The sequence below is a fragment of the Stenotrophomonas sp. GD03877 genome, from assembly GCF_029840555.1.
GTDB classification, from domain to species: domain Bacteria; phylum Pseudomonadota; class Gammaproteobacteria; order Xanthomonadales; family Xanthomonadaceae; genus Stenotrophomonas; species Stenotrophomonas geniculata.
In genome coordinates, this window is record NZ_JAOCCT010000033.1 from 1 (window position 1) to 12,241 (window position 12,241).

The window sequence follows — 12,241 nt, forward strand, 5'->3', positions numbered from 1 at the left end:
AAAGGCGTGCCCTCTACCGGCAGCGGGTGCTCACCTGCAGCACGGCCGCACGCAGCATGTCGCGGTCGGCTTCTTCGACGGCGTTCTGGAAATAGTCCATGTCCTGCTTGCCCAGCTCGCACGGGTCGACGATGTACCCCGGTGGCCACAACCCCAGCAGCTGCGCCACGCCATGCACGATCTGCTCGGGGGTCATCTGCCGACGGATCCGGAAGTAATTGCGGCGCGGCCCGAACGCGGGATGGACCTCGCGCCGACCGATCAGGCGTGGCGCCACGCCCGCCGCGCTGATACCGTCACCGCCATCGATGCTGCCCGCGGGCAGATCCAGCATCAGTGGCGCCGGTGCAGGCGGTTCCTCGGACGCGGGCGTGTTGACATCCGTGGGTGCCGACGGGGTCGGGCGTGGCGCTGTCGAGGGGGCCGGACGCGCCGCCGATGTGGTGGGGGGCGCCGGATGTGGTTGAACCGCCGGGGGGTGCTCCGGCGGTATCCAGCGCAATGAAATCCTGGCACCTTCGTCGCTGCGCAGCGTCATCCTGCCACTGCCCAGCAGCCACACTGCCATCAACCCATGCACCAGCAGCACCGCCAGCCATGCCGCCATGCGCGGCAGCTTCGGCGAATCGGACCACGACAGCGCGACTGCAGTCATCGGCAAAGCATCCATGCAGGGACCGGTGGCGCAGACTAGCGGGCGGCCCGAAAAATTCCGTTGGCATCGGTGTCGGCTGAAACCATCGTCCCGTGCGGCCGCCAGCCCGTGGCAGAATCGGGCGATCCGCCGTTACCCGTGTTGCCGATGTCGACGATCACCGCTGCCGCACCGCCCGTGAATTCCCCCAGTCGAGTCCTGCTGGCCAGCCTGATCGGCACCACCATCGAGTTCTTCGATTTCTACATCTACGCCACGGCTGCAGTGCTGGTGTTTCCGCACCTGTTCTTCCCGGACAGCAGCGAACAGGCGGCGCTGCTGCAGTCACTGGCAACGTTTGCGGTCGCGTTCATCGCGCGCCCGGTGGGCTCGGCGGTGTTCGGCCACTTCGGTGACCGCATCGGCCGCAAGGCCACACTGGTGGCCGCGCTGCTGACCATGGGCCTGTCCACGGTGCTGATCGGCCTGCTGCCCACCCATGCCCAGATCGGCCTGTGGGCCCCGGCGCTGCTGGCGCTGTGCCGCTTCGGCCAGGGTCTGGGCCTGGGCGGGGAATGGGGCGGGGCGGTGCTGCTGGCCACCGAGAACGCACCGCCGGGCAAGCGCGCCTGGTACGGCATGTTCCCGCAGCTGGGCGCACCGCTCGGCTTTCTGCTGTCGGCCGGCATCTTCCTCGTGCTTGGCCGCTGCCTGAGCCAGGACGACTTCCTGCAATGGGGCTGGCGTATTCCGTTCGTGGCCAGCGCGCTGCTGGTCGGCCTTGGCCTGTGGGTGCGCCTGAACATCCACGAGACACCCGATTTCAAGAAGGCACTGGAGCGCAAGGCGCCGGTGCGGCTGCCGATGTGGACGGTGCTGCGTGACCATCCGGTGCCGATGCTGCTGGGCACCCTGGGCGCGTTCGCCACCTTCGTGCTGTTCTACCTGATGACGGTGTTCAGTCTCGGCCATGGCACCGCAGTGTTGGGCTACAGCCGCGAGCAGTTCCTGCTGATGCAGATGGCCGGCATGCTGTTCTTCGCGCTGGGCATCCCGCTGTCGGCGCGCTATGGCGACCGTTGGGGCACGCGGCGCACGATGATCGTCGCCAGCGTACTGATCGTCGGCTTCGGTGTGCTGTTCGCGCCGCTGTTCCAGCCGCACAGCCCGTGGCTGGTCACCGGCTTTCTGTGCCTGGGCCTGTTCCTGATGGGCTTGACCTACGGCCCCTGCGGCACCTTCCTGGCCGAGATCTACCCGGTGGAAGTGCGCTATACCGGCGCGTCGCTGTCATTCAACCTGGCCGGCATCCTCGGTGCGGCACCGGCGCCGTACCTGGCCACCTGGCTGGCCGAACGCTTCGGCCTGGTCGCGGTGGGCTACTACCTGTGCCTGACCGCGGTGGCGACCCTGTGCGCGCTGGTGGCACTGCACCGGCGCGCGCTGCGGCTCAACCAAAGAAGCGCTTGAGCGTGCGCCCCAGCCAACCGCCGCCCTGGTGTTCGCGGGCGAACTGGTTCAGGTGCGCCTTGACCTGTTCGGCATAGGCCTGGTCATCACCGCGGATGTGGTTGAACAGCCAGCGCGAGAGCATGGTGCGCAGCTCGTCACTGATGTCCTCGCCGGCCTGGAAGCGCATGCGGTATTCCGATACCCGCTTGATGAAGACCTCATGCACGCGCTTGTGCGCGGCACAGAACGGATAGCCCGCTTCCTCCATCAGCTCTTCCTCGAACGCGAAGTGCGACATGGTGTAGTCCACCACCTCATCGATCACTTCACCCACCGCCGCACGCTGCATGCTGGCCTGGGCCACGTGCAGGTGGTTGAGCATCTCGATGATGCGGCGGTGTTGTTGGTCGATCACATCGATGCCGATGTTCAGATCGTCCTGCCAGACCAGTAGTGCCATCCCCGGCTCCCCTTCATGCGTATGTCGGGGCCGACTGTAGAACTGCCGCGCGGGTGCGGCGTTGATCTGGATCAAAGCGGGCCGGTCAGGGCAGGGCAGGCTCGCGTGGGCGCAGCGGGCTGGCCACCGTGGTGCAGCTGACCCGGTTGCGGCCACCGGCCTTGGCCAGGTACAGCTGGCGGTCGGCCTCGGAGATCAACCGGTGCAGTGCATCACGCTGCGGGCGCAGGCAGCACAGGCCGATGCTGACCGTCATGCGCAGGGTGGCGGTGCCGATGTCCACTTCCAGTGCGGCGATGCGCTGGCGCAGTTCCTCGAAGTACAGCAGCGCCTCGTCCTGTTCCATGTCCGGCACCAGCAGGCAGAACTCCTCGCCGCCGAAGCGTGCGATCAGGTCCTGGCTGCGCGCATGTGCGGCTACCGCGCCGGCCACCGCACGCAGTGCGTCGTCGCCGGCTTCATGGCCATGGGTGTCATTGATGTGCTTGAAGTGGTCGATGTCGATCATCGCCACCGCCACGCACTGGCCATGCAGCTGCAGCTGAGGCAGCTGGCGCTGGCTCTGCTCCAGGAAGCAGCGGCGGTTGGGCAGGCCGGTCAGGAAGTCGCGGGTGGCCAGATCCTGCAGGGTGCCGATCAGTTCCAGCTGGTCCACGTTCTGCGAGACACGGCAGAAGAATTCCTCGCGCGAAAAGGGTTTTCGCAGGAAATCGTTGGCGCCGTTCTTCAGGAAACGCGGGATCAATGAGGCATCGGTATTGCCGGAGATGCCGATCACCGCCACCTTGTCGCGCGAGCGCAGGGTGCGCAGGCGGCGGGTGAATTCCACGCCCTGCATGCCGGGCATTTCCTGGTCGACCACCGCCAGGCGGATCGCCGGGTGCGCCTCGATCGCAGCCAGGCCCTCGTTGCCGTCGGCGGCTTCATGCACCTCATGGCCGTACATGCGCAGCAGGGCCGCAGCATAGCCACGCGCGGACGGCGAATCGTCCACCACCAGCGCGGCGATGCGGCGGTTGCGTTCCAGCCGCTGCACCAGCCACACCAGGTAGTCGATGCTGCCCGGGGTGTTCTTCAGCACGTAGTCGATGATCTGCTGCTGCAGCACGCGCTTGCGCAGGTCCTCGTCGTACACGCCGCTGACCACCACGGTGGGCAGGTCGCGCTTGAGGAAGAACTCGACCACCGCATCACGGTCGCCGTCGGCCAGCACCAGCCCGGTCAGTACCAGGAACCAGCCGCCGCCTTCGCTGAGCAGGCGATCGGCCTCGGCGAGGGTGGAAGCGATCACCACCGGCAGTTCCAGGCGCTGTTCGATGGCCTCGCGCAGCATGCTGGTGAACGCACGGGAGTTTTCGACCAGCAGGATCCGCTGTGGCAGCGGATCGGCCAGGTCGCCATCGACGGCGGCCTGCGGCAGGACGGGCATGATGCGGTGGCTCACGAAGGAGGGCTCGGCACGGATAGCGGCGGTTTCGGGTGTAACTTTAGCGGCGAACGTTGCGCGCTGGGCCAGATTCCGTGTCAGGCCGCCGCTGGCGCCGCGTGGCTGATCGATTCATGCAGGACCAGTCGCAGCCGATTGCCCCGGCAGTTGACCTTGCCGCCGTAAGCAAGCATTCGACCGGCCAGGCGCTCGACGGCCTGGTCGGTGGTGCGTGCCGACAGCGTGCAACCACGGTCGAGCAGGCTCACGACAGCAACGATGCCGCGACGTCCGCCCGCCCGGCCACTTCGGGCACGCACGCAGACCTGCCCGGTCTCCAGCTCCAGCAGCAGTGACACCGCCTCGATCAAGGAGCGATAGATGGCCAGTTGCAGATCTACAGTCAGCAGACAAGGGTTACCCGCCAGCCTGGGCGGAATGACGCGATGCGTGTTGTTCCAGATCTCGCATGCGCCGCCTGCTTGCAGCGCGATGTACAACCCGACCTGCTCCAGCCCGGTGGGGTAGACCATGCTGGCCTGCTCGCGGAACAGACGTGAGTGCACGGATGACGCGTGTTGCAGGCTGTTCGCCACGGCATGATGACCCTGATCCTTCAGCCAGCTGACCATCTCGCTGAGCGAACTGTCCATGCCCTCGCCTAGATGCTTCAGATGGGCCGCGCGTTCACGCAGCTCACGCTCGCTGGTCTGGTGGGAACTGCGTGCCAGACGCAGGGCGTTCCGTTCAGCCTGCCAACGGGCCTGTGCGCGTTGATGGTGATAGCTGATGCTGGATCCGAGTGCGAGCAATGCGACGCTGATCACAGCCATGTTCTGTTGGGTGGCGAACGTACCGAGGTCGAAAGAGGAGGGCAGGCCGGTACTGGGCGTAGCGCCGTGAAGTGGGAGATTCAACAGCGGAATCGCGATGGCAGCGCCACGCCAGCCATGCATGAAGGTCAGGGCGATGGCAGGCAGAGCCGCCAGCAGGACAAGGTGTGTGCGGGTGGTATGGGCGCTGCTGTCTGTCAGTTGCATGCCCAACCCCAGTATCAGCATCGCCAGGATCGCCGCAGCTGTAGGCGCGACAAAGCGGGTGCTCCAACTGGGATCCACGTGCCGCTGCGCCCAAAGAAAGGCCAGTGGGAGCAGGGTAATGATGGCCGCGAAGTGGCCAAAGATCGTTCGGTCGACCGCGTCCAGCAGGTTGCTCGGCGGAGGATTCGACCAGAGGACATATGAAATGCTCAGGTTGAGAGCCGGGACGAACAGTGCCGTGCAGATCGACAACGACAGCAGCCAGAGGCCGGTGGCTGCCTCGGACGGCATTCTCCTTCGATGCAGGTAGACCACCAGCATCGCCATCGGCATCAGCAGTGTCGAAGCCAGAATGACCCAATCCAGGCCATAGGAGTCGATCATAGGAATGCGCAGCGTTGCGAAGTACGCATACTCGCCCAGCAGCAGGTAGGGCCACAGACGGGTCGGGACGATCAGCAGCGCCGCTGCCCGGATACCTGCGGGCAGGAAGAACTGATCCAGCGAGAACTGACGCGATATGAGGCAGCTGGCAGCATAGGTGGCGGCCAGCACAAGACCGACCGGACGGATCCGGAAACTCAGTTCAATTGCCTTCTTGAATCGGTCCAAGTCCGAACCTCTCGTCTCCCGGCCAATAATGGCTGGCTACTTCCGCAGACACTATCGACAGTTGGAGATAGGTGCAATCGAGGTGTCTGGCCCCCCTCTGCGCTGCCATCGGCCGCTTCTCATACATCGTGACCGTACACGCGCAGTAGCGTGGCGGCTTGGCCACGTGCGGACGGTGAATCATCCACAACCAATGTGGCGACGCTCTGATCGCGTTCCAGCCGCTATACCAACCATGCTTGGCGGTTGATGTTGTTCGGCGTGTTATCGTCGCGAGCAGCATGCCTGCGAACGCACCCGGATGTTCACCGGCACAGGGCACCGTGGTCGCCATCGATAGCGACCTACAGCAAGGCAGGCTTGGGGCGCTGGCTCGATTGCAAATTTTTTTGGACAGGTATCGGCGGTTTCGGGCGCAACGTCAGCGGGGAATGGGTTTGAATGGCCCCAGCGGATTATGTCCGACAGACGCTACGGAGTGCGCCCCGGCATATGCTAATGGAATTGGGTAGCATCCTTCATGATGCAAATTGCATCCAACCTGGAGGTCAGTGTGAGAAATTCACGAATTCATGCATTTGCTGGTGCGTTGATGTTGGTGCCGTTGTCTGTGTTTGCTTTAGCCCCGGGTGATGACCATGGAGTCAAGATGGCTGCCCGAGGGCTCGGTCAGTCGGTTCCGCTGGCGGAAAACCTGAGCGTGGATCCCGGTTGGCTGGTCTACGGGTTCGAGCGCGATGGCATGGATTATTTCCAGGTGAATGATCTCGCGGGGCGCGTGCACATTGTGATCGGCAATGCTGCTGGAACGTTCTGGGTACTGCCTGCAGGTGATCCATCCGCAAAGGTATCGTTGCCGGAACAGCGCCTGCCTGTTCCCAGTAAGGGCACCAGAACGGTTATCTATCGGGCTGCTTCATTCACGCTTGTCAGATATGCGAGCGGAGCTGATACGTTGTGGGCGGTAGAGGCACCTTAATAGGGCCTGCTGCCGGGATATCGGCGAGCCTCAGCATCGGATTGCATGGGCGCCCGGTGCTCGCCGGGTGCCCGTGACATCCTGGAACAGGGTGGTGTGGGACATGCTGATGCCATTTCACTGCTTTGGCTCGATCCGGTCGCTTGATTGTGAAATGCACTACTGCAGCGCAGAAGGTGCGGGACAGCTGTACGGCGATGGATTGCCGGGCGCGGTCTCAAGATTGGTTTCGCGGTCGAGGAACAGAATCCTGACCCGGTTGCGATAGCAGTCAACGGTCCCGTCATAGGCGAGGGTTCGCCCGGTCAGTCGCTCGAACGCGGTCATGGTTGTCTGCTGGGAAAGGCGCCCATGCGGATCCAGCAGTGACACGACCATGAGGATTCCGCGCCTTGAGCCCATTCTGCCGCATCTGGCACGAATGCGAATTTGACCACCTTCATGCTTGAGAAGAATGGAGACCGCATCAATGAGTGTCCGGTAGGCAGCCAACTGCAGTTCCACGCTCAGGTTACAGGGGTCACCTTTCAGATCCGGGCGAAGAACGCGCTCCGTCAGCTTCCATGACTCACGGATGCCACCAGCCTGCAAGGCCACGTAAAGCCCAAGGTGCTCCAAGCCCGAGGGATAGACCATGCTTGTCTGTTCGCGAAACAGCCGCGAATGGACATTTGAGGTATGCAAAAGGCTGCTGGCCACTGCGTGATGTCCATGAGCCATGAGCCAGTTGGCCAGTTCAACCAGCGAAGTATCGATGCCGTCGCCGAGCTTGCGAAGATGCAGGGCGCGTTCACGCAGCTCCATCTCGCTGGCTAATTGCGAGCTCCTGGCAAGATGGATAGCGTCCCTTTCCCCCATCTCTCGCAGTCTGTAGCGGTGGTAGAAGTGGGTAATGCGTGACCCGAGCAGTAGCAATGCGATGCCGCTGATCGCCATGATCTGCTGAGTGATGAAGGCCGCTGGATCGAATGCGGTTGGATGGGTGTTGGGCGTGGTCAGACCGATAACCATGTTGAGTGTCGGAACTGCAAGGGCAGCGCCCTTCCAGCCGTACAGGCAGGTAAGCGTGGTCGCTGGGAGTGCCAACAGCAGCAGGAACGTTGCCTTCAATGCAATCCACTCTGTGGGCAGTTGAGTCGCAGCTATCCCGATCAGCAGCATCAATGAAAGTGATGCCAGCATCGGGACTTTTCTTAGCGCGCTCCACTGCTGCTCCACGTCCTGTCGCGCCCACAGCATGGCGATGGGGGCTACCGTCAGAATGCCGATGAAGTCACCCACACTGTAGCGAGCCGCATTGGTCAGGAAGGGCGTGGATGGGGGTGTCGGCCAAAGTAGATGGGAAAAGCTCAGGTTGAGCAGAGTGATAACGACACTGGAAGCGGCGGCAATCAGCAAAAGGCCGATCGTCTGCGATTCTGCCATCAGCCGCCGTTGCAGCTTCACAATCAGCATCACCGCTGGCATGAGAAACGCGGAGGCAACGATGACCCACGTCAGGCCGTACTTCTCGATCATCGGCACGCGGGATTGTGCAAAGTACGCATATTCGCCCAACAGCAGATAGGGCCAAAGGCGTGGCGGGCACAACAACACGGCTGCCACCCGGATGCCGGCTGGTAAATAGAACTGATCAAGCGACAACTGTCGGGTTGCCCAATAAGCAACTGCATAAAGCAAGGCCAGCATCAGGCCAGCCGGTCGAATGCGCACCTTCAGCAACAATCCTTCTTTCCACCAGTCCAATCGCACGTCCCCCTCTCCTACGTGTCCCCTGTCAGCATCCATTCGCCGCGGGGCCCGGTTTTCAGGACGGTATCGGTCTGCGAACGATTATGCAATTGCGCAGCTGCGCATTTAGGAATCTGACGAGCCGTCCATCACAGATGTTGCGTGAAAATCTGTGACGCGTGCGGCACGATGAGCGCTCCGATGTGTTCTTCAGAACGTTCCATACACGCGTAAATGCAGGATGTTCACCACAACGCATCCCGCAGCTTGTACCACGACATCGCCGCCACCAGCAGCGGCGTGCGCAGCAGCCGGCCGCCAGGGAAGGGGGCATGCCGCAGGCGCTGGAACACGTCCAGGCGCTCACTCTGGCCTGCAATGGCGGCGGCGATCACCTCGCCGGCCAGCCCGGCGGCGGCCACCCCATGGCCGGAGAACCCCTGCGCGAAGTACAGATTGCCGTCCAGCCGGCCCCAATGCGGGGCGCGGTTGCGGGTAATGTCCACATAACCGCCCCAGACCTGCTCCAGTGGCACGTCGGCCAGCTGCGGGAACACCTGGTGCATGCGCCGCTGCATCACCCCGCGCAGGCCGGGTGGGGGCAGTGCTGAATAGCTGGCACGGCCACCAAACAGCAGGCGATGGTCGTGGCTGAGACGGAAGTAATCCAGTGCCCAGGCGGTGTCGGCCACGGCCATGTTGTTGCCGATCAGGGCACGGGCGCGCTCGGCACCCAGCGGCGCGCTGGCGCCGATATAGGTGCCGACGGGCATGATCCGCCGTTCCAGCTCGGGTAGCAGGCCCTGCAACCAGGCGTTGCCGGCCACCACCAGTTGCGCAGCGCGCACGCTTCCCTGCGCGGTATGCAGGGTGGGCTGCGGTCCGCGCTGCACGCGGGTCACTGCGGAGTTCTCATGGATCACCACGCCGGCCGCACGCGCCGCATCGGCCAGTCCGCGGGCATAGGCCAGGGGCTGCAGATGCGCGCTGAGCGGATCGAACATCGCGGCGCGGTAGCGTGGGCTGTCCAGCTGTGCGCGCAAGGCATCACGGTCCCACCACTGCATGGGGTAGTGGTAGTGGCGTTGCAGATGCTCGCAGTTGGCCTGCAGGTCGCGCTCATGGCGTTCGCGGATGGCGACGCTGGCGTGGCCTTCCACCCAATGGCAGTCGATGCCGTGGCGATCGATGCGTGTGCGCATTGCCTGCACCGCGTCGCGTGACCAGTCGAACAGGTGGCGCGCATCATCACGACCGAGCTGACGCTCCAGCTCGTCCACCTCGCAGCCATAGCCGACCAGCGCCTGGCCACCGTTGCGACCGGACGCGCCCCAGCCGATCCGCTGCGCGTCCAGTACCACCACGCGCTGGCCACGGGTAGCCAGTTCAAGTGCGGCGGTCAGGCCGGTATAACCCGCGCCGAGCACTGCGACATCGGCCTGAACCTCACCCTGCAGCGAGGGCAGTGCGGGCGGTTCTGGCAGGCTGGCGGCGTACCAGCTGGGCGGGAAGGCGGCGCTCACCGCGGGCCTCGCGGGCGCAGTGCGGGAGGGGGGAGCGGGAGAGGACGATCAGCATTCACCCGCGTAGTTTCGCCGATGCGTGACAGCCATGGTGTGACGGCGACGACTTGCCGCCCTCGGCGGGCGACGGGTAACGTGTCGGCACGTCAAGGAGTTTTTCCATGCGCCGCCTGCCCTGGGTGGGCCTGCCCACCGACAGTACCGTGCTCGGCCATCACCGCTTCGCGGTGGCCGGCGAGAAGTACGTGCGCGCACTGGCCGAGGCCGCCGAAGTGACCCCGGTGGTACTGCCGAGCCTGCAGCCACCTTTGCCGGCTGGCGACTGGCTGCAGGGGCTTGATGGCCTGCTGTTGACCGGCGCGGTCAGCAACATCGAACCGCAGCACTACGAGGGCGGTCGCAGCTGGCCGGGCAATCCGCATGACCCGGCCCGTGATGCCAATGCGTTCGCGTTGCTGCGTGAGGCTTTGGCGCAGGATCTTCCGGTACTGGCGATCTGCCGCGGCTTCCAGGAACTGAACGTCGCGCTGGGTGGTAGCCTGCATCCGCAGGTGCATGCGGTGCCGGGCCTGTCCGATCATCGCGAAGACCTGCAGGCGCCGGTGGAGGTGCAGTACGGGCCGGCCCATGCGGTCACCCTGGCTACTGATGGCTGGTTGGCGCAGTGGCACGGCAGTGACCGGGCGCAGGTCAATTCGGTGCACGGGCAGGGCATTGCCCGCCTCGCGCAGGGCCTGCAGGTCGAGGCCGTGGCTGATGATGGACTGGTCGAGGCGGCGCGCAGCCTGCACCATGGTTTCGTGCTCGGCGTACAGTGGCACCCGGAGTGGCGTGTCATGCAGGCGCCGTTCTATCACGCTATTTTCCGTGCGTTCGGCCAAGCTTGCCGGCAGCACCAACAGAACCGACTGGATTCCCGATGAGTTCCCGAACGCGCCCGCGCAAGACGGCCACGCCCCCCGCACCGCAGGAAAGCAGCCTGCTGCGCTGGCTGAAGGAGCGACGCATCACCGAGGTCGAATGCCTGGTGCCGGACATCACCGGCAACGCGCGCGGCAAGATCATCCCCGCCGACAAGTTCTCGCACGACTACGGCACGCGGCTGCCCGAAGGCATCTTCGCCACCACCGTCACCGGCGAGTTCCCTGATGACTACTACGAGCTGACGTCGCCGTCGGACTCGGACATGATGCTGCGCCCCGATCCGGACACGGTGCGCATGGTGCCGTGGGCGGCCGATGCCACCGCGCAGGTCATCCACGATTGCTACACGAAGAACGGTGAGCCACACGAACTGGCACCGCGCAATGTGTTGCGCCGCGTGCTGGCAGCCTACGCCGAGCTGGGCCTGCGCCCGGTGGTGGCGCCGGAGCTGGAGTTCTTCCTGGTGCAGAAGAACACCGACCCGGACTTCCCGCTGCTGCCACCGGCCGGCCGCTCCGGGCGCCCGGAGACCGCGCGGCAGTCGTACTCGATCGATGCGGTCAACGAGTTCGACCCGATCCTCGACCTGATGTACGACTACGCCGATGCGATGAAGCTGGACGTGGACACGCTGATCCACGAATCCGGCGCAGCGCAGCTGGAGGTGAACTTCACCCACGCCGATGCGATGGACCTGGCCGACCAGGTGTTCCTGTTCAAGCGCACCATGCGCGAGGCAGCGATGCGCCACGGGGTGTATGCCACGTTCCTGGCCAAGCCGATGGAGAACGAGCCGGGCAGCGCCATGCACATCCACCAGAGCCTGGTGCGGGTGAGCGATGGCAGCAATGTGTTCGCCGGCGAGACCCATGCCGAAGGCGAGTTCAGCCCGGTGTTCGGCCACTACCTGGGCGGCCTGCAGAAGTACGTGCCGCAGGCGATGGCGTTCTTCGCGCCGAACGTGAATTCCTATCGGCGGTTGGTGTTCGGCGAGGTTTCGCCGAGCAACGTGCACTGGGGCTATGACAACCGCACCTGCGGGCTGCGCGTGCCGCTGGACACGCCTGAGAACATGCGCGTGGAAAGCCGCTTCGCCGGCTCCGACGCCAACCCCTACCTGGCGATGGCCGCGACCCTGGCCTGCGGCCTGCTGGGCATCCGTGAGCGGCTGGCACCGGATGCACCGGTGACCGGCAGTGCCAAGGAACTGGGCTACAACCTGCCGCGCTCGCTGGGCGAGGCGCTGGACGGGCTGGAGCAGTGCAGCGAGCTGCAGGCACTGCTCGGCGAGCGCTTCTGCCGCGCCTACATCTCGGTGAAGCGCAAGGAATATGAGACCTTCTTCCGCGTCATCAGCTCGTGGGAGCGCGAGTTCCTGCTGCTGAACGTCTGAGCATCTGGAATAGAAAAATCCGCCGCCGGGGGGTAGGCTGGCACCCGTTGCCGGCCCCGCCGGCCCC

Annotated in this window: 10 protein-coding genes and 1 pseudogene; 4 read left to right on the forward strand and 7 right to left on the reverse strand. The window is 64.6% G+C overall.

Annotation, left to right across the window (positions count from 1 at the left end; all coding sequences use genetic code 11):
• Positions 1-13: 13 nt before the first annotated feature.
• Positions 14-655 carry a hypothetical protein gene (locus N5D20_RS19850; protein ID WP_057504259.1) on the reverse strand — a complete coding sequence of 214 codons (642 nt, stop codon included), beginning with the start codon at positions 653-655 and terminating at the stop codon, positions 14-16.
• Between the two features lie 147 nt (positions 656-802).
• Here N5D20_RS19850 and N5D20_RS19855 point away from each other — a divergent pair, with 147 nt between their 5' ends.
• Entirely contained in the window at positions 803-2,104 is a 1,302-nt protein-coding gene (locus N5D20_RS19855) for an MFS transporter (protein ID WP_010486179.1), read from the forward strand.
• Here N5D20_RS19855 and N5D20_RS19860 read toward each other — a convergent pair.
• From N5D20_RS19860 to N5D20_RS19875, 4 genes and pseudogenes are all read right to left on the reverse strand, one after another.
• Complete coding sequence (locus N5D20_RS19860) at positions 2,085-2,546, reverse strand: bacteriohemerythrin (protein ID WP_004151683.1); 462 nt, start codon at positions 2,544-2,546, stop codon at positions 2,085-2,087. The two genes, N5D20_RS19855 and N5D20_RS19860, sit on opposite strands and share 20 nt — an antisense overlap.
• A gap of 85 nt (positions 2,547-2,631) precedes the next feature.
• The gene (locus tag N5D20_RS19865; protein WP_171954091.1) at positions 2,632-3,975 is read right to left on the reverse strand and encodes a diguanylate cyclase; all 1,344 of its coding nucleotides are present in this window, start codon (positions 3,973-3,975) and stop codon (positions 2,632-2,634) included.
• Positions 3,976-4,070: 95 nt separating this feature from the next.
• Positions 4,071-5,624 (reverse strand): MASE1 domain-containing protein, encoded by a 1,554-nt coding sequence (locus N5D20_RS19870; RefSeq protein WP_043400407.1) that lies wholly within the window; start codon positions 5,622-5,624, stop codon positions 4,071-4,073.
• Positions 5,625-5,746: 122 nt separating this feature from the next.
• Positions 5,747-5,890, reverse strand: a pseudogene (locus tag N5D20_RS19875) (diguanylate cyclase response regulator); the annotation flags it as partial.
• 257 nt (positions 5,891-6,147) lie between these two features.
• Between N5D20_RS19875 and N5D20_RS19880 the strand changes: the two are divergent.
• The gene (locus N5D20_RS19880) at positions 6,148-6,603 is read left to right on the forward strand and encodes a hypothetical protein (RefSeq protein WP_235652111.1); all 456 of its coding nucleotides are present in this window, start codon (positions 6,148-6,150) and stop codon (positions 6,601-6,603) included.
• 159 nt (positions 6,604-6,762) lie between these two features.
• On the opposite strand, the gene N5D20_RS19885 is transcribed toward N5D20_RS19880, so the two are convergent.
• Positions 6,763-8,355, reverse strand: coding sequence for an MASE1 domain-containing protein (locus tag N5D20_RS19885; protein WP_029550724.1), 1,593 nt, complete (start codon positions 8,353-8,355; stop codon positions 6,763-6,765).
• 224 nt (positions 8,356-8,579) lie between these two features.
• On the reverse strand, positions 8,580-9,818 hold the full coding sequence (locus N5D20_RS19890) for an FAD-binding oxidoreductase (RefSeq protein ID WP_235652182.1): 1,239 nt from the start codon (positions 9,816-9,818) through the stop codon (positions 8,580-8,582).
• A 200-nt stretch (positions 9,819-10,018) separates the two neighbouring features.
• Here N5D20_RS19890 and N5D20_RS19895 point away from each other — a divergent pair, with 200 nt between their 5' ends.
• Positions 10,019-10,780, forward strand: a complete 762-nt coding sequence (locus tag N5D20_RS19895) for a gamma-glutamyl-gamma-aminobutyrate hydrolase family protein (protein ID WP_197579507.1) — start codon at positions 10,019-10,021, stop codon at positions 10,778-10,780.
• A complete protein-coding gene (locus N5D20_RS19900) occupies positions 10,777-12,174 on the forward strand; it encodes a glutamine synthetase family protein (RefSeq protein ID WP_019337139.1) in 1,398 nt (465 codons plus the stop codon). Before N5D20_RS19895 ends, N5D20_RS19900 begins: the two co-directional genes overlap by 4 nt.
• Positions 12,175-12,241: the final 67 nt, after the last annotated feature.

What these genes read in the sequence shown, in the direction of transcription:
- N5D20_RS19850 (WP_057504259.1), bottom strand. Translation starts at nt 655, where the DNA reads ATGACTGCAGTCGCGCTGTCGTGGTCCGATTCGCCGAAGCTGCCGCGC.
- N5D20_RS19860 (WP_004151683.1), bottom strand. Translation starts at nt 2,546, where the DNA reads ATGGCACTACTGGTCTGGCAGGACGATCTGAACATCGGCATCGATGTG.
- N5D20_RS19880 (WP_235652111.1), top strand. Translation starts at nt 6,148, where the DNA reads ATGCAAATTGCATCCAACCTGGAGGTCAGTGTGAGAAATTCACGAATT.
- N5D20_RS19855 (WP_010486179.1), top strand. Translation starts at nt 803, where the DNA reads ATGTCGACGATCACCGCTGCCGCACCGCCCGTGAATTCCCCCAGTCGA.
- N5D20_RS19895 (WP_197579507.1), top strand. Translation starts at nt 10,019, where the DNA reads ATGCGCCGCCTGCCCTGGGTGGGCCTGCCCACCGACAGTACCGTGCTC.
- N5D20_RS19900 (WP_019337139.1), top strand. Translation starts at nt 10,777, where the DNA reads ATGAGTTCCCGAACGCGCCCGCGCAAGACGGCCACGCCCCCCGCACCG.
- N5D20_RS19865 (WP_171954091.1), bottom strand. Translation starts at nt 3,975, where the DNA reads ATGCCCGTCCTGCCGCAGGCCGCCGTCGATGGCGACCTGGCCGATCCG.